The organism is Streptomyces stoeckheimensis (assembly GCF_045822005.1).
In the GTDB taxonomy this organism is placed as follows: domain Bacteria; phylum Actinomycetota; class Actinomycetes; order Streptomycetales; family Streptomycetaceae; genus Streptomyces; species Streptomyces stoeckheimensis.
The window spans coordinates 6,716,303-6,740,912 of sequence record NZ_CP169550.1 but is presented as its reverse complement, the minus strand read 5'-3'; the positions used below and the strand labels follow the sequence as shown (position 1 = coordinate 6,740,912).

The window sequence follows — 24,610 nt, the reverse complement described above, 5'->3', positions numbered from 1 at the left end:
TCAACCCCTCCCGCCTGTGCGGCGGTTCACGCCTTGCGGGCCCGCGTGGCCTTCTTCGCGGCAGCCGGGGCCGCCGCCTTCTTGGCGGGAGCCGCCGCCTTCTTCCGCGCGGCCGCCTTCTTCACCGGCCGGGCCGACTCCGAGGCTGCGGCGTCGGAGATCCGGTCCGCGCCCAGGATGTCGCGCAGGAACTTGCCCGTGTGGCTCGCGCCCACCGAAGCGACCTGTTCCGGCGTGCCCTCGGCGACGACGAGGCCGCCTCCGTACCCGCCCTCGGGGCCCATGTCCACGACCCAGTCCGCGGTCTTGACGACATCGAGGTTGTGCTCGATGACGATCACCGTGTTGCCCTTGTCGACCAGCCCCGACAGCACCTTGATCAGCTTCGAGATGTCCTCGAAGTGCAGACCCGTCGTCGGCTCGTCCAGGACGTACACCGTCCGCCCCGTCGACCGCTTCTGGAGCTCCGAGGCCAGCTTCACGCGCTGCGCCTCGCCGCCCGACAGGGTCGGCGCCGACTGGCCGAGGCGGACGTACCCGAGCCCCACCTCGTTCAGCGTCTTCAGGTGCCGCGAGATCGTGGGGACCGCCTCGAAGAAGCCCGCGGCCTCCTCGATCGGCATGTTCAGGACCTCGGCGATGGACTTGCCCTTGTAGTGGACCTCCAGCGTCTCCCGGTTGTACCGGTCGCCGTGGCAGACCTCGCACGGGACGTACACGTCCGGCAGGAAGTTCATCTCGATCTTGATCGTGCCGTCGCCGGAGCAGTTCTCGCACCGGCCGCCCTTCACGTTGAAGGAGAAGCGGCCCGGCAGGTAGCCGCGCACCTTCGCCTCCATCGTCTCCGCGAAGAGCTTGCGGACGTGGTCGAAGACACCGGTGTACGTGGCCGGGTTGGACCGGGGGGTCCGGCCGATCGGCGACTGATCCACGTGCACGACCTTGTCGACGAGCTCGTCGCCGTCCACCCGCGTGTGCCGTCCCGGCACCGAACGCGCGCCGTTGAGCTCGCGGGCGAGGTGCGTGTACAGGATGTCGTTGACCAGCGTCGACTTGCCCGAGCCCGATACGCCCGTCACCGCCGTGAGGACGCCCAGCGGGAAGGACACGTCGATGTCCCGCAGGTTGTTCTCCTTGGCACCGTGGACCGTGAGCTTGCGCGACGGGTCCACGGGGCGGCGTACGTCCGGGAGCGGGATGGACCGCTTGCCGGACAGGTACTGGCCGGTGATCGACTCGGGGTTCTTCAGCAGCTCCTTCAGCGAACCGCTGTGCACGACCTTGCCGCCGTGCTCGCCGGCGCCCGGGCCGATGTCCACGACCCAGTCGGCCACCTTGATGGTGTCCTCGTCGTGCTCGACGACGATGAGGGTGTTGCCCATGTCCCGCAGCCGGACGAGGGTCTCGATCAGGCGGTGGTTGTCCCGCTGGTGGAGGCCGATGGAGGGCTCGTCCAGCACGTACAGCACGCCCACCAGGCCGGAGCCGATCTGGGTGGCGAGGCGGATGCGCTGGGCCTCGCCGCCCGAGAGGGTGCCTGCGGCGCGGTTGAGGGAGAGGTAGTCCAGGCCGACGTCGACGAGGAAGCGCAGCCGCTCGTTGACCTCCTTGAGGACCCGCTCGGCGATCTTCTTGTCGCGGGCGTCGAGCTTGAGGCGCCCGAGGAAGTCCGCGCACTCGCTGATCGACATCGCGGCGACATCGGCGATCGAGCGGTCCATCACCGTCACCGCGAGCACGATCGGCTTGAGCCGGGTGCCCTGGCAGGTGGGACAGGGCACTTCGCGCATGTAGCCCTCGAAGCGCTCGCGGCTGGCGTCGCTCTCGGACTCCGAGTGGCGTCGCTTCACGAACGGCACCGCGCCCTCGAACGCCGTGGTGTAGGCCCGCTCGCGCCCGTACCGGTTGCGGTAGCGGACCTCGATCTGGGTCTTGTGGCCGTAGAGCAGGGCCTTCTTCGCCCGCAGCGGCAGTCCGGCCCACGCGATGTCGGTCCGGAAGCCGAGCTCCCCGGCGAGCGCGCCGATCAGCCGCTGGAAGTAGTCCTTGGTGTGGCCGAGCGCCCACGGCGAAACCGCGCCCTCGTCCAGGGACTTGTCCTCGTCCGGGACGATCAGCTCCGGGTCCACCTCCATGCGCGTACCGATGCCGGTGCACTCGGGGCAGGCGCCGAAGGGCGAGTTGAAGGAGAAGGAGCGCGGCTCCAGCTCCTCGAAGGAGAGGTCGTCGTACGGGCAGTAGAGGTGCTCGGAGTACATCCGCTCACGCTCGGGGTCGTCCTCCGCGAGGTCGACGAAGTCCAGGATCACCATGCCGCCCGACAGCCCGAGGGCGGTCTCCACGGAGTCCGTCAGCCGGCGCTTGGCGCTGTCCTTGACGGTGAGGCGGTCGATGACCACCTCGATGGTGTGCTTCTCCTGCTTCTTCAGCGTGGGCGGCTCGGAGAGCTGGATCGTCTCCCCGTCGACCCGGGCCCGGCTGTAGCCCTTGGTCTGGAGGTCGGCGAAGAGGTCGACGAACTCGCCCTTGCGCTCGCGCACCAGCGGCGAGAGCACCTGGAAGCGGCTGCCCTCGGGCAGTGCGAGCACCTTGTCGACGATCGCCTGCGGCGACTGCCGCGAGATCGGACGGCGGCACTCGGGGCAGTGGGGCTTGCCGATGCGCGCGAAGAGCAGGCGGAGGTAGTCGTAGACCTCGGTGATGGTGCCGACGGTGGAGCGCGGGTTGCGCGAGGTGGACTTCTGGTCGATGGAGACGGCCGGGGAGAGGCCCTCGATGAAGTCGACGTCGGGCTTGTCCATCTGCCCGAGGAACTGGCGGGCGTACGAGGAGAGCGACTCGACGTAGCGGCGCTGGCCCTCGGCGAAGATCGTGTCGAAGGCCAGGGAGGACTTGCCCGACCCGGAGAGTCCGGTGAAGACGATGAGCGAGTCGCGCGGCAGGTCAAGAGAAACGTTCTTGAGGTTGTGCTCGCGAGCGCCACGAACGATGAGACGGTCGGTCACGCCGGTCCGCACCTTTCTTGAGAGAGCGGGGGCACTGGCCCCCGTCCCAGGGTATTGGGGGGCGCCTCTGCGGTGGAGTGGGAGACTGGACTCCGAGCGTATAGCACGTGCATTCGATTTCCGGCACTGTCCAGCCCTCTTCACCCGATCGTGTATCGAGGGCCCCTCGACCACTAGGCTCGGCCGCATGACTGATCATGCGCACGACCTGCGATCCGTTCATGAGGCCACCGATCGGCTGCTGACCGCGGTCGCGAAGCTGGACAACGCGAAGCTGGCCGAAGAGTCACATCTCCCCGGCTGGACCCGCGGCCACGTCCTGGCACACCTGGCCCGGAACGCGGACGCCCTCGTCGAGGTCTTCGAGGGCCGCCCGATGTACGAGAGCGCCACCTCCCGGGAGTCCGACATCGAGCGCGACGCGGGACGTCCTCTGCTGGAACAGCTCGAAGACGTCCGGAATTCCGCGGACCGCTGGTTCTCCGTCGCCGAGCGCCCGCAGGACTGGACCCGCACCGTGGAACTGCGCAACGGGGTCACCGACGTCGCAGCCCGCGTCCCCTTCCGCCGCCTGATCGAGGTCGAGCTGCACCACGTCGACCTGAACATCGGCTACGAGCTCGCGGACCTCCCGGAGGAGTTCACCGCGCGCGAGATCGACTTCCTCGCCGACCGCTGGTCCGGGCGTCCGGAGGTTCCGCCGGTGACCCTGAAGACGTACCGCGCCGACCGCGTCTGGCACACGGGCGGCTCCGAGGGCACCCCGGTCACCCTCGTCGGCACGCCCGACGAACTCCTCGGCTGGCTGGCCGGGCGCGGCCTCCGGGGCGCCCACCTGACCGTCGAGGCGGGCGACGGCCTCCCCGAGCTCCCCCCGCTCTAGGATCAAGGCATGACGTACACCGGAGAGGTCAAAGTCGGCGGTCCGGCCGACGTGCACGAGCTCGCGGACCTGATGATTTCCAAGGTCGCGGTGGGCTCGATGAACAACAACGCCTACCTGCTGCGCTGCCGGGCCACCGATGAGCAGCTGCTCATCGACGCGGCCGCCGAGGCGGGCACCCTGCTGAGCCTGATCGGGGACGACGGCATCGCGTCCGTCGTCACCACCCACCGGCACGGCGACCACTGGGGCGCGCTCGCCGAGGTCGTCGCGGCGACCGGCGCACGGACGTACGCGGGCGCCCACGACGCGGAGGGCATCCCGGTCGCCACCGACGTGCTCGTCGAGGACGGGGACACGGTCACGGTCGGCCGGGTCACACTGACGGCCCGCCACCTGGTCGGCCACACCCCCGGCTCGATCGCGCTGGTCTACGACGACCCGCACGGCCACGCGCACGTGTTCACCGGCGACTGCCTCTTCCCGGGCGGCGTCGGCAACACCTCGGGCGACCAGAAGGCCTTCACGAGCCTGCTCGACGACGTGGAGAACAAGCTGTTCGGCGAGCTGTCGGACGAGACCTGGGTCTACCCGGGCCACGGCAACGACACCACGCTCGGCGCCGAGCGCCCCCACCTGGCCGAATGGCGCGAGCGCGGCTGGTAGCGGGCGGCGGAGGGGGCGCCGGCACGTCAACCTCGCGCCGGACCGCACTCCCTTCCGGTCATTGACGGCCGAACGCACGTCCTGAGGGGGCGGGGCGGGGTAATTGCTGCACCATGCAACAGGACCCCTCCCCCGCTCCCCTCCCCCGGGTCGTCCCGGCCGACGCACCGCCCACCTCCCCCTCCTCGCCCGCCTCCCCCTCCGCCCCGTCCCCCTCGATGTTCCGGATCGCCGCGGCCTCCCTCGTCGGCACCGCCATCGAGTTCTACGACTTCTTCGTCTACGGCACCGCCGCCGCCCTGGTGCTCGGCCCGCTCTTCTTCCCCTCCTTCTCCCCGCTCGCCGGAACCCTCGCCGCCTTCGGCACCTTCGGCGTCGGCTTCCTCGCCCGGCCCCTCGGCTCCGCCGTCTTCGGTCACATCGGCGACCGGTACGGCCGCCGACCGGTACTGCTCGCCTCCCTGCTGCTCACCGGCCTGGCCACGGTGGCGGTGGGCTGCGTGCCCTCGTACGCCTCCATCGGGATGGCCGCGCCGGTCCTGCTGGTCCTGCTGCGCTTCCTCCAGGGCCTCGGCCTCGGCGGGGAGTGGGGCGGCGCGGTGCTGCTGACCTCGGAGCACGCCCCCGAAGGGCGGCGCGGACTGTGGTCGAGCTTCCCGCAGATGGGTCCGGCCGTGGGGTTCCTGCTGGCCAACGGCCTGATGCTGACCCTGTCGAGCACCCTGTCCGACGGACAGTTCGCCGCCTGGGGCTGGCGGGTGCCGTTCTGGGTGGCGGGACTGCTCGCCCTGACCGGGCTGTGGCTGCGTCGCTCGGTGGAGGAGACCCCGCAGTTCCGTGCGCTGGCCGAGACCGGCCACCGGGCCGACGCCCCGCTGTCCGAGGTCCTACGGGGCCACTGGCGCCTGCTCCTGCTGACCGGCGGGGCGCTGGCCGTGGGCTACGCCGTCTTCTACGCGGTCACCACCTGGTCCCTCGCGTACGCCACCGAGCACCTCGGCGTGCACCGCTCCGTGATGCTGGCCTGCATCATGGTCGCCGTCGCCCTCAAGGGGGTGGCGACCCCGGTCATCGCGGTGCTCGGCGACCGCTACGGCCGGCGCCCGCTGTGCCTGGCCGGCTGCACGGCGTCCGCGCTGTGGATGTTCCCGTTCGTGGCCCTGCTGCGCACCGCGGACCCGCTGCTGATGACCCTGGGCCTGTTCGGCGCCCTGCTCGGCATGGTGACGATGTTCGCGGTGGTGGGCGCGTACCTGCCCGAGCTGTACGCCCCGCGGATCCGCTGCACGGGCGCGGCCGTCGGCTACAACCTCGGCGGGGTACTGGGCGGTGCGCTGACCCCGATCGTGGCGACGGCGCTGGCGGACGGCTCCGGCCCGCCGTGGGCCGTCGCCGTGTACCTGACGGCGATCGCCCTGGTCTCGCTGGCCTGCTTCGCGCTGCTTCCGGAGACCAACCCGGTGGTCGTCCGGCAGCGCACGTCCGCGTACGCCGACGCGGAGAAGGGGGCGGCCGAGACGGCCGCCCCCGCCTAGCCACCCAGCCGCTCAGCCGCTCTTGTCCACGGTCGGCTTGTGTCCCGGGTACACGTGGCCGGGGGTCACGATGCTGGTGACGGCCTCGCCGAAGAGGGTGCTGGGCTCCTGGCCCTCGTACAGGTCGTCGGTGTTCAGCACGATGACCATGGTGGCCTGCTCCTCCGGCAGGTAGACGGTCAGCGTCTCGTACCCGGGCAGCGAGCCGTTGTGGCCGATCCAGCCCTGGACGTTGAAGATGCCGAGCCCGTAGCCGGCGCCGGGGATGATGCCGATCGGCTGGGTCTTCAGCCGCTCGGCCTGGGTCGCGGGGGTCAGCAGGGTGCCGGTGGCGAGGGTCTTCGCCCAGCTGCGCAGGTCCTCCAGTGTCGAGACCATCGCTCCGGCGGCCCAGGCCCAGGACGGGTCGAAGTCGGTCGCGTCCACGATCTTCCCGCCGACCAGGTCGTTGGTGTAGCCGTGCGCGTGCGGCTCGGGGAACTCCCTGCCGACGGGGAAGAGCGTGCGGCTGCTCAGCCCGGCGGGCTTCACCACGTCCTGCCCGATGACCTCCTGGATCGGCCGGCCGGTGATCTTCTCCACCAGCAGGCCGAGCAGGATCAGGTTGGTGTTGGAGTACTCGAACTTCGCGCCCGGCGCGAAGTTCACCGGGTGCTTGAAGGAGATGTCGAGCAACTGCTGCGGCGTGAAGGTGGAGGTGCCGCTGAGCTCGTTGGAGAAGCCCGCGTCCTCGCTGTAGTTGAAGAGCCCGCTGCGCATGCCCGCCAGTTCGCGCAAGGTGATGCGGTCCCCGTTCGGGACTCCGCTGATGTACTTGCCGATCGGGTCGTCCAGGCCGATCTTTCCCTGGTCGACGAGTTGCAGGAGGGCGGTGACCGTGAACGTCTTGGTCTCGCTGCCGATGCGGACCCCGAGATCGGGTGTCATCGGCGCGCCGGTGGACTTGTCGGCCACCCCGAAGGACTTCACGTAGCTGCCCTTGCCGGGGGCCCACAGGCCCACGGTCACGCCCGGCACCTTCGCCCGGTCCATCACCTCACGCACGGCCGCGTCCAGTCGGGCCGCGACGGCCGGCGTGAGCTGCGGGAATTCCGTGTCGCCGTCCGGTGACGGAGCGGCGGACACGGAAGGCGCCGGGGCGGGCGCCCCGTACGCCGAGCCCGCGGCGACCGGGGCGAGGAGGACTCCTGCGGCCGTGGCGGCCACGCAGGCCCTGCGCATACGCGTACGGGTCGACCTCATGGCACTGCCTCCTGTCGCAGACGACCAGGGCAACAGCACCAGCGTAGGCCCGGTCATCCCCGGTCGCGCGGTGGATCAGGCGTCGATGCGCTCCGGGCCGGCCGCGGCGGCCTCGGCCTGCGCCTGCTTCTTCGAGGCGACCAGGCTGGTGATCGTGGTGATCACCAGGACACCGCAGATGACGCCGAGGGAGACCGGGATGGAGATCTGCGGGACGTGCAGGCCCGACTCGTGGAGGGCGTGCAGCACGAGCTTGATGCCGATGAAGCCGAGGATGACGGAGAGCCCGTAGCTGAGGTGGACCAGCTTCTTGAGCAGGCCGCCGATGAGGAAGTACAGCTGGCGCAGACCCATGAGGGCGAAGGCGTTGGCGGTGAAGACGATGTACGGGTCCTGGGTGAGGCCGAAGATCGCGGGGATCGAGTCCAGGGCGAACAGCACGTCGGTGGTGCCGATGGCGAGCATGACGACCATCAGCGGGGTCAGGACGCGCTTGCCGTTCTTCTGGATGAAGAGCTTGGTGCCGTGGTACTGGTCGGCGACGCCGAACTTCTTCTCGATGGACTTGAGGAGACGGTTCTCCTCGAACTCCTCGTCCTCCTCGTCCTTGCGGGCTTCCTGGATCAGCTTCCACGCGGTGTAGATGAGGAACGCGCCGAAGATGTAGAAGACCCACGAGAAGTTGGCGATGATCGCGGCGCCGGCGGCGATGAAGATGGCGCGCAGGACGAGGGCGATCAGCACGCCGATCAGCAGCACGCGCTGCTGGAGCTGTGAGGGGACCGCGAACTTCGCCATGATCAGGACGAAGACGAAGAGGTTGTCCACGCTCAGGGACTTCTCGGTGATGAAGCCTGCGAAGAACTCCTGCGAGGCCTGGCCGTGGCCGAACACCATCAGGCCGAGTCCGAAGAGCACCGCGAGGACGATCCAGACGACCGTCCAGATGCCCGCTTCCTTCATGGATACGTCGTGCGGCTTGCGGCCGATGAAGAAATCGGCGCCGATGAGGATGCCCAGACCGAGAATGGTCAGCACCCAGAGGAGCAACGAAACGTCCACTATTAACACGCCTCCGGCAGATGGCTCAGAACTTGTCAGCGTCATCGCTGCCGGAGGTCTCTTCCACCCGGACGGCCAGGAGGCCACGGGCCGGCGCCCCGGGACCGATTGCAGTCCGTATTGACGGGCACGCCGTAGCAGGAAAGCAGGAATACTCCCCTCCGCACTCACCAGGGTACCCGTCGTGGGCGCGCAAGGTAAAGGGGAACCCAAGAACTGGTCAGCGGCCGGTCATCGGGGCCGGGCGGCGGACCGCCCTGCCGCCGCTACCGCGCGCGGCCGCGGGCCGCCGCGACCCGCTCCAGCGCCTGGTTCAGGACCCGGCTGCCCTGCGGGGGCAGGTCCGGCTCGAAGATCCAGGCGTGGTGGACCCAGGGGTCGGCGAGGTGGTTGTCCGGTACGGGCGACAGCCGCATCAGCGAGCGCCACAGCGGGTCCAGCAGCGGCCCGTAGGCCGAGGCCTCGTCACGGTCCGCGACCATCAGGAGGTGCACGCCGACGGCCGGACCCTCGTCGGCGAGATAGCGCAGACGAGTGACGGCGCGGTCGTCGAAGCCGTGCGGGAAGTCGTGCACGATCAGCAGCTGGTCGGAGGTGTCCACATCGGGCGGAAGGTCCTCCGGAGCCCCGGCCCGCACGGCCATCTGTACGAGGTCCACCCGGCGGGTCAACCGCTCCAGGGTCTCGGTGACCGCCGCGGCCCCGGCGGCGGGCGCCCCGGCCAGCACTCCGGCCCGCACCAGCGGGGCCAGCGAGGCGGCTCCGGCTCCGGCCGCGTCGATGACGTGGACGGCGAACCGGTCGGCGGGGTGGGCGGCCAGCATCCGCGCCGCGTGCGCGACGGCCATGTCCATGGCGGCCCGGCGCAGCCGGTCGGTGTCCATCGCCATGGCCGCCTCGGAGCCGGTGCGTCCGTTGTCGATCCACAGGCCGCGTTCCAGCGGGACCCGGACCAGCATGGGGATGCGCAGATCGGGCCGCTCGGGCAGGTGGAGGTCGCCCAGGCGCAGGGCGAGCGGGGCCTCGGCGGGCACGGAGTGCGCCTGCCAGACCGGGTTGTCCCAGCGCGCGTACGCGGCGGGCAGCGCGGGCTCGACCACCTCGGACTCGGAGGTGAGCTGGACCAGGTCCCGGTCGAGGACCTCCTGCGCCCGCGCGACCAGCTCCTCGCGGCGGCCCCGGGCGGCGTCGCGGGCGGCGTTTCCGGAGCCGCCGAGGCGGTGGCGGGGGTCGGACAGCGCCTCGTCGAGCTCACGGTCCATCCGGGAGTCGGCGAACTCGACGGCGCCGCGGTAGGCGGCGACGGAGCGGGCCAGGTCCTCGAACATGCCCCAGACCTGGTTGTAGAGCCGCTCCTCCATGGACCAGCCGCTCGCGTCCCCGGCGACGGGGCGGGGCTGCTCCCCGGGCCGCGGCGGCGCGGCGGGGCGCGGCGCGGGCTCGGGCGGCTCGGTGCTGGTGCGGCGGCGCGGGTGGGCGTAGCTGATGGTGGGCGGACCGCCGGCGGTGTCCGGTCCCGCTTGCGGTTGCGGGGGCATCGGCGGGGGTGTGGGCGTGGGCGCGGCCGGAACGTCCTGCGGCGCCGGCGCCGGCGCCGGTGTCGGCGTCTGGGCCGTGGCCGGGGCCCGGAGCCCGCGCGGAACGGTCGGGGCCGGGCCGCCGGGCATGACGGCCAGGGTGATGTCCCCGGCCGGCGCCGTGCCCAGGGCTGCGGCGGCCAGTTCGGCCGCGGCCGGGGCCGGGAGACCGGCGTCGGTCAGGAGCGCTCCGAGGCCGGCGGCGTACCCCTGGCCGACGGCGCGCACCTTCCAGGCACCCTGGCGCCGGTACAGCTCCAGGGCCACGACGGCGGTCTCCGACTCCAGTCCGGTCAGCGTGTACCCGGCGAGCTCCGCGCCCTCCGGGTCGGCCACGGAGACGTAGGAGGCGGGGACCGCGCCGAAGTGCCCCGGCCCGCCGGGCGGCAGGACCAGGACGAGGCCGACCCGGTGGACGGCCGGTGCGACCGCGTCGAGGTCGACCGCTATGCGGTGCTGCCCGGAGGCCGCCCCGGGCACTTCCAGCCCGGGGAGGGCGCGGGCGCCCGGGTGGGCGACCGCCCCGGGGCCGGCGAGCCGGCCCGTGTCGTCGCCGAGCTGGGCCAGGGCGAGCACGGGTGTGCCCGCCGAGACCCTGATCTCCACCCGGCTCCGGGACAGGGGGTGGTTCTGCCCCCGGACCAGTTCGGCCGTCATCGTGCAGCCCCTCCCCCGTACCCGTTCTTCCGCCGGGCCCTCGATCGCGCCCGGTCCTGCCGTGCCGTACTTCTGTTGCGCCGTACCGTCGTGCTGGTGTGCTGTTGTGCCGTGCTGCCGGTCCTGCTTACAGGTGCGGCAGGATCGCCGGCATCAGGTCCTGGAAGGTACGGCCGTTGGCCGGGTTTCCGAGGGCCGTCATCTGCCAGCCGCTGCCGACGCGCGACACCTTCGCCATGATCTGAGCGGTGTACTGACCGCCACCGTCCAGCGTGTAGCGGGCCAGCTCCTGACCGTTGGTCTCGTCGACGATGCGGCAGAAGGCGTTCTCCACCTCCTGGAACGTCTGGCCGGTGAAGGAGTTCACCGTGAAGACGATCTGGTCGATGTGCACCGGCACGCGCTGCAGGTCGACGAGGATCGACTCGTCGTCCCCGCCCTGGCCGACGCCGCCCACGAGGTTGTCACCCGTGTGCTTCACCGAGCCGTCGTCGCTCTGCAGGTGCCGGAAGAAGACGACGTCCACGGGCTGCTTGTCGGCGAAGAGCACCGCCGACGCGTCGAGGTCGATCTCCCGGGTCCGCGAGCCGAACAGCCCACGGCGCTTGGCCGCCTGCCAGCCGAGGCCCATCCGGACCGCGGTCAGCGTGCCTCCGTCCGCCTTCTGCAGACTGATGGCCTGACCCTTGGTCATGTTGACCGTCACGCGCTGTCCCCTCTCCATAGCCCTCCCCCGATGGGGGTGCGCAGCATGTACCTGCGGCTGTGCCAACCCTACTGACCGCCTCCGGGTCAGGCGAGGCCCGCTTCCTTCATCTGTCGCAGCTCCTTCTTCAGCTCGCCGACCTCGTCCCGGATCCGGGCCGCGACCTCGAACTGCAGCTCGGCCGCCGCACCCCGCATCCGCTCGGTCATCTGCTCGATGAGCGCGGCCAGTTCGGCGGCGGGACGGTCGGTCGCCACCACGGGACCCTTGGCGGCCTTGGCACCCTTCGCCCCGGCCTTGCCGCCCGACGCGGCCAGCGCCGCCTTGCCGCCCAGCGCCGGGACGGGCGCCTTGAGGGCCTTGCCGTCCTTCGTCTGCCGGTAGCCGGTGCCGAGGAGCTCCTCGGTGTCGAGCTCCTCGCGGGCGATGGTGGCCACGATGTCGTTGATCTTCTTGCGCAGCGGCTGCGGGTCGATGCCGTGGGCGGTGTTGTAGGCGACCTGCTTTTCGCGGCGCCGGTTCGTCTCGTCGATCGCCTGGGCCATCGCCGGGGTGATGCTGTCGGCGTACATGTGGACCTGGCCGGAGACGTTGCGCGCCGCGCGTCCGATGGTCTGGATCAGCGAGGTCCCCGACCGCAGGAAGCCCTGCTTGTCGGCGTCGAGGATGGCCACCAGCGACACCTCGGGCAGGTCGAGGCCCTCGCGGAGCAGGTTGATGCCGACCAGGACGTCGTACTCGCCGGCCCGCAGCTCGCGCAGCAGTTCGATGCGGCGCAGGGTGTCCACGTCGCTGTGCAGGTAGCGGACCTGGATGCCGAGCTCCAGGAAGTAGTCGGTGAGGTCCTCGGCCATCTTCTTGGTGAGGGTGGTGACCAGGACCCGCTCGTCCTTCTCCACCCGCTGCCGGATCTCGTGCACCAGGTCGTCGATCTGGCCCTCGGTGGGCTTGACCACGACCTCCGGGTCGATGAGCCCGGTCGGGCGGATGATCTGCTCGACGAAGCCGTCGCCGCGCGAGAGCTCGTACTTCCCAGGAGTGGCCGACAGGTAGACGGTCTGGCCGATCCGCTCCTGGAACTCCTCCCACTTCAGCGGCCGGTTGTCGAGGGCCGACGGGAGCCGGAAGCCGTGGTCGACCAGGGTCCGCTTGCGCGAGGCGTCGCCCTCGTACATCGCGCCGATCTGGGGCACGGTGACGTGCGATTCGTCGATGACGAGGAGGAAGTCCTCGGGGAAGTAGTCGATGAGGGTGTTCGGAGCGGAGCCGCGCTCGCGGTCGTCCATGTGCAGCGAGTAGTTCTCGATGCCGGAGCAGGAGCCGATCTGGCGCATCATCTCCAGGTCGTAGGTGGTGCGCATGCGCAGGCGCTGCGCCTCCAGCATCTTGCCCTGCTTCTCCAGCTCGGCGAGGCGCTCGGCGAGCTCGGCCTCGATGCCGCGGACCGCCTTCTCCATGCGCTCGGGGCCGGCGACGTAGTGGCTGGCGGGGAAGACGTAGAGCTCGCGGTCCTCGCTGATCACCTCGCCGGTCAGCGGGTGCAGGGTGGACAGGGCCTCGATCTCGTCGCCGAACATCTCGATGCGGACGGCCAGTTCCTCGTAGACCGGGAAGATCTCGATGGTGTCGCCGCGCACGCGGAAGGTGCCCCGGGTGAAGGCCACGTCGTTGCGGGTGTACTGGATGTCGACGAAGCGGCGCAGCAGCTGGTCCCGGTCGGTCTCCTCGCCGACCTTGAGGGAGACCATCCGGTCGACGTACTCCTGCGGGGTGCCGAGACCGTAGATGCAGGACACGGAGGCGACGACGATGACGTCGCGCCGGGTGAGGAGGGAATTGGTCGCGGAGTGACGCAGCCGCTCCACCTCCTCGTTGATGGAGGAGTCCTTCTCGATGTAGGTGTCCGACTGCGGTACGTAGGCCTCGGGCTGGTAGTAGTCGTAGTACGAGACGAAGTACTCGACCGCATTGTTCGGCAGGAGCTCGCGGAACTCGTTCGCCAGCTGGGCGGCGAGCGTCTTGTTCGGCGCCATCACCAGGGTGGGCCGCTGGAGCTTCTCGATCATCCAGGCAGTCGTCGCCGACTTGCCGGTTCCGGTCGCGCCGAGCAGCACGACATCCTTTTCACCTGCACGGATGCGCTTCTCCAGCTCGGCGATGGCCGCGGGCTGGTCACCGCTGGGCTGGTAGGAGCTGACGACCTCGAAAGGCGCCACCGTGCGTTCGATCTTCGATACGGGCCGCATGGGTCAACCGTACGACCCCCCACTGACACTCGGGGCCCGCCCGCCCCGTGCGGAGCCGTGCGGGCCTGGTCCGTTTGTCGTAGTTCGGTGGCGGCCCGGTGATCGCCAACCCCATGATCGCCGTACGCGGCTCTCCCTGAAAGTGCGTCGGAAACGCATCGCCGCCGGTGCATCGCCGCAACGAATGCCGCTCCGCGCCCGTTTGACGGCAGGAGCAGGGCCCATGACCCGAGGAGAACGCGCATGTACGTCCGATCCGCCGCCGCGGCCACCGCCGCCTTCCTGGGACTCGCCCTGAGCGTGTGCGGTGCGGGCTCCGCCTCGGCCGCACCCGGTCCGGACTGGCTGTCCAACCCGATCGTGTACGCCCACCGAGGGGCTTCGGCGTACGCCCCGGAGAACACGCTGGAGGCGATCGACCTCGCCATGGAGATGGGCTTCGACTGGGTGGAGAACGACGTCCAGCGCACCAAGGACGGGGAGCTCGTGGTCATCCACGACGACACCCTGGCCCGGACGACCGACGTCGAGCAGGTGTTCCCCGACCGCAAGCCCTGGCGGGTGAAGGACTTCACCGCGGCGGAGATCGCCCGGCTGGACGCGGGCAGCTGGTTCGGCCCGGAGTTCGCGGGCGCCCGCGTACCGACCCTGCGGCAGTACATGAACCGGGTCCAGCGCAACCAGCAGCGCCTGCTCCTGGAGATCAAGAAGCCGGAGCTCTACCCGGGAATCGAACAGCAGACCCTGGACGTGCTGGGCGCGACCGGCTGGCTCAACGAGGACCGTGTGGTCCGCCGGCTGGTGGTCCAGAGCTTCAGCGCCGCCTCGGTCCGCACCGTGCACGAACTGCGCCCCGACCTGTTCACGGCCTTCCTCGGCACCCCGGCCGTCGCCGACCTGCCGCGGTACGCCGAGTTCACCGACCGGATCAACCCCTGGTACACCACCATCGACGCGGACTGGGTCGCCGCGGTGCACAAGCTGCTCGGCGCCCACGGCAGGGCGCTGGAAGTGGACACCTGGATCGTGGACGACGCCGCGACCGCCCTGAAGGTCCAGGACATGGGCGTGGACGGGATCATCACCGACAAGCCCGACGTCGTACGGGAAGCGGTCGGCGGCTACTGACGCGTGCGGCGCTGTCGGTGGCGGGTCGTACCGTGAAGGGGTGGACACTCCTGGGCCCCGCGGGCCGCACCTCGAATGGACCGTCGTCGACAGCGATATCGGTCCGCTGCTCCTCGCCGCCACCCCCGAGGGCCTGGTCAAGGTCGAGTTCCATGCCGGACCGGACCGGGCCGAGAGGATGATCGGCGCGCTGGTCTCCCGGCTCGGCGCCGACGCCCGGCGCCCGCCGCCGGGCGAGGAGGTCCTGCTGGCCGAGCCGATACGCCAGCTGAAGGCCTACTTCGCCGGTACGCTGCGCCGCTTCGATCTGCCGCTGGACTGGCGGCTCAGCTCCGGCTTCAACCGGCAGGTCCTGCTGGAGCTGGACCGCACCGTGCCCTACGGGGCGGTCGTGGGGTACGGCGAGCTGGCCGCCCGGGCCGGAGCCCCGGGCGCGGCCCAGGCCGTCGGCAACGCCATGGGCTCGAACCCGCTGCCGCTGGTGGTGGCCTGCCACCGGGTCGTGGAGAACGACGGGGGCATCGGCGGCTTCGGCGGCGGCGTGGAGACCAAGCGCCGCCTCCTCGCCCTGGAAGGGGTACTCCCCCAGCCTCTCTTCTAGGGGGCGTGCTCCTGATGCTCCCGGTGCCCCCGGAAACCCTGTTCCGCCCGCCCTGCGAGGGGTGCGAAACTGCGGCGGTGACCACACCTTGCGCCGCGCCCGCAGTCCCTCCGCATCCGTGTCGGAGGTGTACCGCGTGAGCACCGCGCCCGGCACCGACCGGCCCGCCGTCACGGTCACCGCCGCCGACCTGCCCCGACTGCGGCGCCGCACCTCCGGGGTGCTGATCGCCGGCCAGGTGCTGGGCGGGATCGGTGTGCCCATCAGCATCGCCCTGGCCCCGGTCCTGGCCACCGAGGTCAGCGGCACGGAGTCGCTCTCCGGTTTCGCCTCGACCGCCTCCGTGATCGGCACCGCGGCCGTCTCCCTGCCGCTCGCCGCGCTGATGACCGCGCGCGGCCGCCGGCCCGGACTGGTCCTCGCCTACGTGATCGGCGCGGCCGGGGCCGCCCTCGTCGTCCTCGCCGCCTCGATCAAGAGCTTCCCGCTGCTGATGCTCGGCATGGCCGCCTTCGGAGCCGCCTCCTCCGCCAACCTCCAGGCCCGCTTCGCCGCCGCCGACCTCGCCGAACCCGACCACCGGGCACGGGCGATCTCCGTGGTCGTCTGGGCCTCCACCATCGGCGCCGTGCTCGGCCCCAACCTCTCCGCCCCGGCCAGCCGCAGCTTCGAGGGCACCTCCATACCCCCGATGGCGGGGCCCTTCATATGGGCCGGCGCCATCTTCCTGCTCACCGCCGTGCTGATCGGCGTACTCCTGCGCCCGGACCCGCTGCTGACGGCCCGCGCGCTCGCCCCGGCCGAGGACCAGACCCGCGCCGGGCGCTCGCTGCGTGCCGGCTTCGCGGCCGTCAAGGCCTCCCCCCGGGCCCGGCTCGCGCTCCTCACCATCGCGGTGTCGCACACCGCCATGGTCTCGATCATGGTGATGACACCGGTCGACCTCGGGCACCACGGAGCCGGGCTCCAGCTCATCGGGCTGGTCATCAGCGGGCACATCGCCGGCATGTTCGGCTTCTCGCCGGTGATGGGCTGGCTCGCGGACCGGATCGGCCGGCTGTCCGTGATCGGGCTCGCCGCCGGGCTGCTGTCCGTCGCCGCGCTGCTCGCCGGCACGGCCGACGGGAACCACACCCAGAGCGGCATCGGCCTCTTCCTGCTCGGGCTGGGCTGGTCCGCCGGCATGGTGTCCGGCTCCGCGCTGCTGACCGACTCGGTGCCGCAGCCCGCGCGGGCCGCCGTACAGGGGCTGGGCGACCTCACCATGAACACGGCCGCCGGGGTCGGCGGCGCCGCCGCCGGGCTGGTCATGTCCCAGGCGGGCTACGGCTGGCTCAACGCGGCCGCCGCCGCCCTGCTGCTGCCGATGGCGGCGCTCGCGCTGTTCACCTCGCGCCGCCGTCCGGTGAAGGCCGCGGACGCCGGGACGGGCACCGCTCAGTAGCTGATGTGGTAGGCCTTGCGGAGCGTCTCGTGGACGGTCCAGGTGGTCTTGTCACCCTCCCGAAGGACACAGGCGGAGCCCGGGCCGACCTCCAGGGTCTCGCCGCCCTCCACCTCGACGGTGGCGCGGCCGCTCACCACCACGAACAGCTCGTTCGCCTCGGTGTCGGTGACCACGCCCGGGGTGATCTGCCAGATCCCGCGCACCTGCGAGCCGTCCGGCGCCTCCCACAGCACCTTGCCCGTCACCACGGGGTTCCCGGAGACGATCTGCGCGGGGTCGAGCTCGTCCGGCTCCAGCTCGGAATCGGGAAAGTCCGGGACGGAGACGGCGAAGGAAGCGGGGCCGTGATCAGTTGTGCTCATGGTTCGGGAGCCTAACCGGGGCGCCCGGCGCGCCGGGGTGACCAGAACGTCCAGCGCGCGTCCGCCCCACCCGTCACCCTGTCGCCCCTTGACGCGCCGGATTCCACCGTTCCCGGGCTCCGCCGGGCGAAATCCAGCCTCGCCGGCGTTTGCGGCGCGGGGTCCGGGGCGGAGCCCCGGGGCGGGTCCGGGCGCAGCCCGGGGAACGGGCGAAGGGCGGGTAGGGGACCTCGCCCCGCAGGGCCGCACGCCCCCGGACGTCCAGACCGACGCGGGCACGCTCCCCCGGCGGGTTCGCGCCGGTGCGGCGTCCGCGCGTTTGGGGTCCCGGATCGCGTGCCAGGGATGGGGACATGTCACAGCACACTGCATCTGAACACACAGCCCCGGTCCCGGTCCTGTCGGAGGAGGTGCGCGAGGCGCTCGACCGCCGGCAGCCCGTCGTGGCGCTGGAGTCCACGATCCTCGCCCACGGACTGCCCCGCCCCCGCAATCTGGCGGTGGGTCTGGAACTGGAGGAGCTGGTCCGCGCGGAGGGAGCCGTCCCGGCGACCATCGCGGTCGTCGACGGGGTGGCGTACGCCGGGCTGGACAAGGCCCGGCTGGAGCGGATCGCGGGCGGCGAGGGCGTGCGCAAGCTCGGCCACCGGGATCTGGCCCCGGCCCTCGCCACGGGTGCGACCGGCGCGACGACCGTCTCGGCCACGGCCTTCCTCGCCGCGCGGGCGGGGCTGCGGGTCTTCGCCACCGGCGGGCTGGGCGGCGTACACCGGGACTGGACCCGGTCGCAGGACGAGTCGGCCGACCTCGCGCTGCTGGCGCGGACCCGGATCACCGTGGTGTGCGCGGGGGTGAAGTCGATCCTGGACGTGCCCGCGACGCTCCAGCGGCTGGAGACGCTGGGGGTGACCGTCCTCGGGTACGGGACGGATCGTTTCCCCGGGTTCTACCTGGCCGATTCCGGCGAGCCGGTGGACTGGACGGTCCACCGCCCGGAGGAGGTGGCGGCCGTGATGGCGGCTCAGGACCTCCTCGGCGGCGCGGAGTCGGCGCTGCTCGTGGCCAACCCGGTGGCGGCGGAGCGGCAGCTCGATCCGGAACTGCACGACCGGGTCCTGGCCGAGGCCCTGGCGGAGTGCCGGGAGCGGGGCATCACGGGACAGGCGGTGACACCGTTCCTGCTCGGGTTCCTGGTGCGCGCGACGGGCGGCGCATCCCTGGAGGCCAACCTCGCGGCGGTACGGGGCAACGTGCGGCTCGGGGCCCGCATCGCGCGGGCCTGGGCGGCGCGGCCGTGACCGCCGCACCGGCCGCTCCCGCCGGGCCGGGGGCGCTGCTGGTCGTCGGGGACGTGGTGACGGACGTCGTGGCGGTCCATGCGGAACCACTGGCTCCGGGCACCGACACCCCGGCCCGGATCCGGACCCTGCCGGGCGGCGCGGGGGCCAACGCCGCCTGCTGGGCCGCCCACGCGGGGGCCCCGGAGGTACGCCTCCTCGCGCGGGTCGGCGCCGACTCGGCCGGGTGGCACGAGCGGGCCCTGCTCGACGCGGGGGTGCGGCCGAGGCTGGTGGTCGATCCCGCCGAGCCGACCGGGACGGTGGTCGCGCTGGTCGGAGCGGACGCGGAGCGGACCTTCCTGACCGACAGCGGTGCCTCGCTGCGGCTCTCCCCCGCCGACTGGGAGCCCGGACTCCTGGACGGGGTCGCCCATCTCCATCTGTCGGGCTACCTGTTCTTCGCGGACGCGAGCCGGGAACTGGCCCTGGTCGCGCTACGGGCCGCCCGCGCCCGGAACGTGACGGTGAGCGTGGATCCGGCGTCGGCGGGGTTCCTGGCCGCGCTGGGTCCGCAGCGCTTCCTTGCCGCCGCGGCGGGGGCCGGCGTACTGCTGCCGAACGAGGACGAGGCGCTGCTGCTCGCGGGGTCGCCGGGACCGGCCGGGGCGACAGGGGCGGCCGGGCCGCCGGAGCGGACGGATCGGGCGGCGGCGGTCGCGCGGGCGGCGGCGGAGCTGAGCCGGCGGGTGCCGTTGGTGGTGGTCACCCGGGGCGGGGCCGGAGCGCTCGTCGCCGAGGACGGCCGGGTGACGGCCGAGGTCGCGGCGGAGAGCGCCGAGGCGGTGGATTCCACGGGGGCCGGTGACGCCTTCACCGGCGCCTTCCTGGCGGCCCGGCTGGCGGGAGCGGGCTCGGCGTGGGCCGCGGGGGCCGGCTGCCGGGCGGCCGCGCTGGCGGTGGCCCGGCTGGGCGGGCGGCCGTAGCAAGCGGGCCGCCCGGAGCGGGGTCAGGAGGTGTACTGCTGGTCGAGGGAGTCGATGACGCCCGCGCTGTCCAGGTGGTACCGGAAGACGCGGCCCTGGTTCGGGTGGGCGATCAGCCAGTCGATGAGCTGCTGGAGCGTGATCGGCTGGCTCACGGTGCTCGCGACGATGGGGGTGACGGCCGTGATCTTGGCGTCCTCGGCGATGTTGAGGAAGGTTTCCTTGCCGGTGGTCTCGAAGGGGGCGGCGTCCGCGCCGGGGGCGGCGCAGCCCCAGTTGCCGTGCTTGATGATCAGGCTGTGGACCCCGCCTTCGGGGGTGTAGCGGTTGACGGCGATCTCGTCGGGCGAGATCGGCATCTTGTGGTCGCAGGTGGAGCCCGGCATCGGCGCCTTCTTCGTACCCGTCGGGGTCACGGTCGAAGGGGCGGTGGGAGTCGGCTTCTTCGACGGGGCCGAGGTGGGCGAGGCCGACGGCGAGGCGGCGCCCGTGGCCGCCGCACTGGTGGCGGGGCTCGCGGGGGTTCCCGGCGCGCCGGTCTCCTCGTCACCGTTGCAGGCCGTGAGGACCAGGGTTCCGCACAGGGCCAGCGCGGCGAGCGCCGCCTGCGTGCGCACCCGTCTCGCGCCCCGAACCGCCTTGCCGCGTCCGTGCATTGACCGCATCGCCTTCTCCCTCTGCCAAGGCGCCACCGGGGTGGCCGCCGTCGAGCGTGCCGTCAACGTAGCGCGCGGTTCCGGCCGGAGCGATGGCCGGAACCGATCGTCACCGTGCCGGAATCCCTCTGTTGCGGTTCCCGGACCTCCGTGACGGGACGGGGGTTCGCGGAGGTGCGCCCGGGGGTGGCGCAGAGGTGCGCGCCGAGGCCCGCGCGGCGGCCTCGCGGGGTCAGCCGGCGTGCCCTCCGCGCAGGCCCGTCCAGGCCGGATGGCGCGGATCGTCGGCCCGGACCAGGGCGTCGGCCCGGTCCGCCGGGCCGGTCTCGGCCTCGTAGCGCGCGAAGGCGGGGAGGGTCCAGCGGGCGGACTCCTCGGTGCGGCGGGCGAGTGCGCCCGGGGAGAGCCCGATGTGGACGCTGAGGTCGAAGGGGAACCAGTGGCCCAGCAGCAGCGGGCCGTGCACGATCAGCACGCCGCCGGGCGGGAGTTCGGCGTAGGGGCTGCGGGTCGCCCGGTCGGTGACCGGGTCCCAGAGGTCGGGCAGCACCCGGCCGGTGCCGCCGGGGTCGGTCGGGCCGAAGACCTCCCGCCAGAGCGCGGCCGTGTCGTACCAGCCGTCGAGGTAGGAGTCCACGTCCTCGCGGCCGAACTCGAAGCGGAGGGAGGCCGGGCGCAGGAAGCCCTCGGCCGCCACCACCAGGACCGAACGCCCGCGCAGGCGCAGCGCGTCGGCGAGCTCCGCGGCGAGCACACCGGTGCGGGCGGCGGGCGCCCCGTCGATGCCCACCCGCCGCCATCGGCCCTCCGGGCCGCCCCCGCCCCCGCCCTCGCCGCTGCCCCGCTCGTCGTCGTCGAGGTGACCGGCGAGCCGCTCGGCCATCCGCTGCCATGTGATCGCTTCCAGCTGCACCAGCCCATTGTCAGTGGTGACACCTAACGTTTTTCAGGAGGGATCACCGGCGCACAGGGGGCCGGCGGCCCGGCCTTGGGGAGGGGTCTGTCATGGCTCGGGAGACGACGTATCTGGAGCTGTCCCAGGAGGACGGCGGTGCCCACAAGTTCTACGAGGTCACCGTCGACGGGACCTCCGTCTCGGTGCGGTACGGCCGCATCGGCGCGGACGGCCAGCTGCAGAGCTCCTCCTTCCCCACCATCGAGAAGGCGCGGGCGGCCGCCGCCAAGAAGGTCGGGGAGAAGGTCCGCAAGGGCTACGCCCCCGCGGTGCGGGGAGTCCGCGCGGCCCGGTCGGTGACGCGCCGCCAGGTGACCTCGACCCCGTCCACCGCACGCGCGGTGGCCCCGGTGCTGTGGCGGTTCCGTACGGGGTCCTCCGCCTTCGGGATCCACGTGGACGAGGACCGCTGCTGGGTCGGCAACCAGGCCGGAGACGTCTACACGGTGAGCCACGAGGGAGAGGTGCTCGCCCGCTACTCGTTGCCGGACGGGGTGAAGTGCCTGGTGGCGGACGAGTTCTGGATCTACGCGGGCTGTGACGACGGCACGGTGTACGACCTGTCCTCGAAGGTGCCGTTCGGGGCGTACGACATCGCGGCCGACGTGGACATCTTCTGGCTGGACATCCGCGAGGGCGTGCTCAACGTGTCCGACCGCAACGGCGGGCTGACGGTCATCGACCACGAGGACGAGTTCCAGTGGTCGCGGCGCTCGGCCGGGCCGAACGCGTGGATGGTGCGCGCGGACGAGCGGGCGGTCTACCACGGCCACGGCAAGGGGGTCACGGCCTACGCCCCCGACGGCGGGCGGGAGTTGTGGCACACCCAGACCGACGGGTCGGTGCTGTTCGGCTGGCAGGAGGACCACGCGGTGTACGCGGGAACCGGCCGCAACACCGTGCAGCGGCTGTCGAAGGCGACGGGCGCCCTGGAGGCCACGTACCGGTGCGACGCCGCGGTCTACTCGTGCGCGACCTCGCCGGACGGCCGACACGTCTTCGCCGGCGACCTCGCGTCGTCCGTGTACTGCTTCGACGCCGACGGGCGGCGGCTGTGGAAGCTGGGCACCGGCAGCGGAGCCGCGCTGTCCATGCAGTACCTGGACGAGCGGCTGTACTTGGTGACCACGGACGGTTCGCTGGTCTGCGTGGACGCGAGCGAGGCCGCGATCGCGGCCGCCCGGGAGGGGTCGGTGCCGACGGCCGTGGACGTGAAGTCGGCGGCCGCCCTGCCCGTCTTCACCCCGGCGGCCACGCCCGCCGCGGTGGCGACGGTGTCGGTGGCCTCGGTGCCCGCGGGCGGCGTGGTCGTGGAGTGCGTGCAGCAGGGCCAGCGGATGCGCGTGCAGGTGGTGTCGGGCGGGTTCGAGCCCTCCTGGAACGTGCAGTTCCCGCGCGGGATACGGGAGCCCGGCGCCCGGTACGTGGTGGACGGCCTGCACCCGGCGGCCGGAGGCTTCTACCGCGTGCGCGGGGAGATCCGCCGACTCGTCTGAGCGGTGACCCGGTTCACGGGGTCGGGGCGACCGCTCACGGGGGGCGGGGTCACCACTCACGGGGTTGGGGTCACCACTCGCGGGGTGGGGTCACCGCATCGGCCCTCACCGCGTCCGCGCGGGGCACGCGCAGGGCGTGGCGCCGGGCGGGGCCTCCGCGGGAAGCGCGAAGGAGTCGCCCTCGCCGAGGGCGGCGGTCACGCAGAGCACGACCCGCTCGGTGCCGAAGTTGCGGCCGAGGTGGACGTGGCGCCGCCCGGCGGGTTCGACGAAGCTGGTGCCGGTGTGATGCACCTCGACCGTGCCGTCGCTCAGGATCCGGGTCAGGGTGCCGGACTTGACCACCGCCATCAGCGGCACGCGGTGGTAGTGCCAGCCGGTGCAGCCGCCGGGCTCTATCTCGACCTCTCTCACCACGAGGTCGGAGGCCACCTCCGCTTTCGGGCGCCGGACCGCAGTCCTCGGGCGCCCGGCCGTCGCCTGCCGTCCAGCCATGTTTCCCTCCTCCATGGACCGGACGCGGCCCACTCGACCCACGGTAGGAGGACACCATGAGGTCGGGGAAGGCTCTGTGAAAGCACAAGTATCCATACGTACAAGGTGATATAAGGCCTGAACGGCGGTATCACTTCGACATGAGCCTGGTCGTTTTCGAGTCGACGAAGCAGATCCACTGCGCGGAGTGCAGGCAGGGACCGCTGCGCCGCCTCGTCCGCGAAACCGGCGTGCCCCGCTGCCTGGACTGCGCCGACCTCGGACACCTCGTCTACCTGCCGCGCGGCGACACCGCTCTCACCCGCCGGGCCCACGAAGCCAGTTCGCTGTCCGCAGTCGTGGTCCGCTTCCACCGGCGCCGCCGCCGCTACGAGCGCATGGGAATCCTCGTCGAGGACGACGCCCTGGCCCGGGCCGAGCGCGCCTGCCTCGCGGACGCCGAGGCGCGGGCCCGCCGCCGGGAGCGCGACCGGCTGCGCCGGGCGGCCGAGGACACCCGGTTCACGGCGGCCTTCGCCGCCGAGATCCTGCGCCTGTTCCCCGGGTGCCCCGCCGACCGGGCCCGGGCCATCGCCGCGCACGCCTCGGTGCGCGGCAGCGGCCGGGTGGGCCGCAGCGCGGCGGGCCGGGCCCTCGACCCGCCGGCCGTGTACGCAGCGGTACGGGCGGCCGTGCGGCACCTCGACACCGAGTACGACTCCCTGCTGATGGGGGGCGTGCCCCGGTTCGCGGCCCGGGCCCGGCTGGCGCCGCGGATCGACGCGATCCTGGACGGCTGGCGGGCGGCCTCCGATGCCTCCGACACGCCCGCGCAGGCTAGTTGAGCCGGAACCGGCGGTAGAGCAGCACTCCGCCGAGCAGCATGGCGCCGCCGCCGGACAGCAAGTAGCCGGCGCCCTCGGCCCCGGTGTGGGCGAGCGCCGAGGGGTGGCTGCGGGGCGGGGCGGGCGGGGTGACCGGCCGAACGGCGACGGGCGGCCGGACCGGCGGCTGGACGGGCTGGCCGACGACCGGGGTGGAGCCGTTGACGGAGGTGTTGCCCACGGAGGAGTTGCCGACGCCGACGACGCTCACCGAGTTGCCGCTGATGTTGACCGGTACCTCGACGGGGAGCTGGAGCCCGTTGCCGGAGAGCAGCCCCGGAGAATCCTTTCCGCGCCCATCGGCCACCGCACCCCGCCCGGGCCCGCCGTGCCCGCTCTGGCCGCCGTTCCCCGCACCGTTTCCGGCACCGGGTTTCGAGGGGTGCGAGGGGTCGGACGGCCGCGACCCGGGATGACCGGGCTCGCCCTGCTTCCCGGCGCCCCGGTCCGCGTTGACGCAGCGGTTCCCGGCGGCCGAGTTGAGCACGCCGACCACGCTCACGGTGTTCCCGCACACGTTCACCGGTGTGTGCACCGGAAGTTGCAGCAGATTCCCCGACAGCACCCCCGGCGAGCGCACGGCCTGTCCGCCCGCCTCCGCGTCGGCGTAGGCGAAGCCGCCCGCACCCGCGACCGCGAGTCCACCCCCCGCAACCACCGCCGCGATCAAGCCATTCCGACGACTGTGACGCATCAGATTTCCTGCCTTCCGGAAGGGTCCACGGGCTTTGCACCCGTACCGGAAACAACGCCGTAACCCCATTC

The 24,610-nt window shown here is 72.2% G+C and carries 21 protein-coding genes; 10 read left to right on the top strand and 11 right to left on the bottom strand.

The genetic code is table 11. The annotated features are described in order from the left end of the window. Window positions 1-26: 26 nt before the first annotated feature. Window positions 27-3,005, bottom strand: a complete 2,979-nt coding sequence (gene uvrA / locus ACE1OC_RS30520) for an excinuclease ABC subunit UvrA (RefSeq protein ID WP_407839718.1) — start codon at window positions 3,003-3,005, stop codon at window positions 27-29. A gap of 187 nt (window positions 3,006-3,192) precedes the next feature. Between uvrA and ACE1OC_RS30515 the strand changes: the two genes are divergently transcribed. The 3 genes from ACE1OC_RS30515 (at window position 3,193) to ACE1OC_RS30505 (ending at window position 6,089) form a co-directional block, all read left to right on the top strand. Then, the gene (locus ACE1OC_RS30515; RefSeq protein ID WP_407839717.1) at window positions 3,193-3,888 is read left to right on the top strand and encodes a maleylpyruvate isomerase family mycothiol-dependent enzyme; all 696 of its coding nucleotides are present in this window, start codon (window positions 3,193-3,195) and stop codon (window positions 3,886-3,888) included. A 9-nt stretch (window positions 3,889-3,897) separates the two neighbouring features. Then, entirely contained in the window at window positions 3,898-4,554 is a 657-nt protein-coding gene (locus tag ACE1OC_RS30510) for an MBL fold metallo-hydrolase (RefSeq protein WP_407839716.1), read from the top strand. A gap of 218 nt (window positions 4,555-4,772) precedes the next feature. Continuing rightward, window positions 4,773-6,089, top strand: a complete 1,317-nt coding sequence (locus tag ACE1OC_RS30505; RefSeq protein ID WP_407841723.1) for an MFS transporter — start codon at window positions 4,773-4,775, stop codon at window positions 6,087-6,089. Between the two features lie 12 nt (window positions 6,090-6,101). Here the strand turns inward: ACE1OC_RS30505 and ACE1OC_RS30500 are convergent, their stop codons facing one another. The 5 genes from ACE1OC_RS30500 to uvrB form a co-directional block, all read right to left on the bottom strand. Continuing rightward, a complete protein-coding gene (locus tag ACE1OC_RS30500) occupies window positions 6,102-7,331 on the bottom strand; it encodes a serine hydrolase domain-containing protein (RefSeq protein ID WP_407839715.1) in 1,230 nt (409 codons plus the stop codon). A gap of 75 nt (window positions 7,332-7,406) precedes the next feature. Beyond that, entirely contained in the window at window positions 7,407-8,393 is a 987-nt protein-coding gene (locus ACE1OC_RS30495) for a TerC family protein (RefSeq protein WP_407839714.1), read from the bottom strand. 266 nt (window positions 8,394-8,659) lie between these two features. Next, window positions 8,660-10,627: a TerD family protein gene (locus tag ACE1OC_RS30490; RefSeq protein ID WP_407839713.1), complete on the bottom strand. Its 1,968-nt coding sequence runs from the start codon at window positions 10,625-10,627 to the stop codon at window positions 8,660-8,662. A 127-nt stretch (window positions 10,628-10,754) separates the two neighbouring features. Further along, window positions 10,755-11,333 (bottom strand): TerD family protein, encoded by a 579-nt coding sequence (locus tag ACE1OC_RS30485; RefSeq protein ID WP_250753038.1) that lies wholly within the window; start codon window positions 11,331-11,333, stop codon window positions 10,755-10,757. A gap of 86 nt (window positions 11,334-11,419) precedes the next feature. Next, window positions 11,420-13,579, bottom strand: coding sequence for an excinuclease ABC subunit UvrB (gene uvrB / locus ACE1OC_RS30480; protein WP_407839712.1), 2,160 nt, complete (start codon window positions 13,577-13,579; stop codon window positions 11,420-11,422). A gap of 243 nt (window positions 13,580-13,822) precedes the next feature. Between uvrB and ACE1OC_RS30475 the strand changes: the two genes are divergently transcribed. The 3 genes from ACE1OC_RS30475 to ACE1OC_RS30465 all read left to right on the top strand — a co-directional run bounded on the left by ACE1OC_RS30475 (window position 13,823) and on the right by ACE1OC_RS30465 (window position 16,752). Continuing rightward, the gene (locus tag ACE1OC_RS30475; protein ID WP_407839711.1) at window positions 13,823-14,707 is read left to right on the top strand and encodes a glycerophosphodiester phosphodiesterase; all 885 of its coding nucleotides are present in this window, start codon (window positions 13,823-13,825) and stop codon (window positions 14,705-14,707) included. Between the two features lie 40 nt (window positions 14,708-14,747). Next, window positions 14,748-15,308 carry a methylated-DNA--[protein]-cysteine S-methyltransferase gene (locus tag ACE1OC_RS30470; RefSeq protein WP_407839710.1) on the top strand — a complete coding sequence of 187 codons (561 nt, stop codon included), beginning with the start codon at window positions 14,748-14,750 and terminating at the stop codon, window positions 15,306-15,308. Between the two features lie 136 nt (window positions 15,309-15,444). Then, entirely contained in the window at window positions 15,445-16,752 is a 1,308-nt protein-coding gene (locus tag ACE1OC_RS30465; protein ID WP_407839709.1) for an MFS transporter, read from the top strand. Here the strand turns inward: ACE1OC_RS30465 and ACE1OC_RS30460 are convergent. Then, window positions 16,746-17,117 carry a cupin domain-containing protein gene (locus tag ACE1OC_RS30460; protein WP_407839708.1) on the bottom strand — a complete coding sequence of 124 codons (372 nt, stop codon included), beginning with the start codon at window positions 17,115-17,117 and terminating at the stop codon, window positions 16,746-16,748. The two genes, ACE1OC_RS30465 and ACE1OC_RS30460, sit on opposite strands and share 7 nt — an antisense overlap. 353 nt (window positions 17,118-17,470) lie before the next feature. Here ACE1OC_RS30460 and ACE1OC_RS30455 point away from each other — a divergent pair, with 353 nt between their 5' ends. Beyond that, the gene (locus tag ACE1OC_RS30455; protein WP_407839707.1) at window positions 17,471-18,415 is read left to right on the top strand and encodes a pseudouridine-5'-phosphate glycosidase; all 945 of its coding nucleotides are present in this window, start codon (window positions 17,471-17,473) and stop codon (window positions 18,413-18,415) included. Further along, window positions 18,412-19,380, top strand: coding sequence for a carbohydrate kinase family protein (locus tag ACE1OC_RS30450; RefSeq protein ID WP_407839706.1), 969 nt, complete (start codon window positions 18,412-18,414; stop codon window positions 19,378-19,380). Before ACE1OC_RS30455 ends, ACE1OC_RS30450 begins: the two co-directional genes overlap by 4 nt. A gap of 23 nt (window positions 19,381-19,403) precedes the next feature. On the opposite strand, the gene ACE1OC_RS30445 is transcribed toward ACE1OC_RS30450, so the two are convergent. Both ACE1OC_RS30445 and ACE1OC_RS30440 read right to left on the bottom strand, forming a co-directional pair. Then, window positions 19,404-20,045 (bottom strand): hypothetical protein, encoded by a 642-nt coding sequence (locus tag ACE1OC_RS30445; protein WP_407839705.1) that lies wholly within the window; start codon window positions 20,043-20,045, stop codon window positions 19,404-19,406. Between the two features lie 223 nt (window positions 20,046-20,268). After that, complete coding sequence (locus ACE1OC_RS30440) at window positions 20,269-20,949, bottom strand: uridine kinase (RefSeq protein ID WP_407839704.1); 681 nt, start codon at window positions 20,947-20,949, stop codon at window positions 20,269-20,271. Between the two features lie 92 nt (window positions 20,950-21,041). Between ACE1OC_RS30440 and ACE1OC_RS30435 the strand changes: the two genes are divergently transcribed. Continuing rightward, window positions 21,042-22,487 carry a WGR domain-containing protein gene (locus tag ACE1OC_RS30435; RefSeq protein WP_375956144.1) on the top strand — a complete coding sequence of 482 codons (1,446 nt, stop codon included), beginning with the start codon at window positions 21,042-21,044 and terminating at the stop codon, window positions 22,485-22,487. A gap of 105 nt (window positions 22,488-22,592) precedes the next feature. Here the strand turns inward: ACE1OC_RS30435 and ACE1OC_RS30430 are convergent, their stop codons facing one another. Then, on the bottom strand, window positions 22,593-22,982 hold the full coding sequence (locus tag ACE1OC_RS30430; RefSeq protein WP_407839703.1) for a cupin domain-containing protein: 390 nt from the start codon (window positions 22,980-22,982) through the stop codon (window positions 22,593-22,595). Window positions 22,983-23,122: 140 nt separating this feature from the next. Here ACE1OC_RS30430 and ACE1OC_RS30425 point away from each other — a divergent pair, with 140 nt between their 5' ends. After that, a complete protein-coding gene (locus ACE1OC_RS30425; RefSeq protein WP_407839702.1) occupies window positions 23,123-23,806 on the top strand; it encodes a DUF2293 domain-containing protein in 684 nt (227 codons plus the stop codon). On the opposite strand, the gene ACE1OC_RS30420 is transcribed toward ACE1OC_RS30425, so the two are convergent. Beyond that, on the bottom strand, window positions 23,799-24,539 hold the full coding sequence (locus ACE1OC_RS30420) for a chaplin (RefSeq protein ID WP_407839701.1): 741 nt from the start codon (window positions 24,537-24,539) through the stop codon (window positions 23,799-23,801). The genes ACE1OC_RS30425 and ACE1OC_RS30420 overlap by 8 nt on opposite strands. Between the last annotated feature and the right edge of the window lie 71 nt (window positions 24,540-24,610).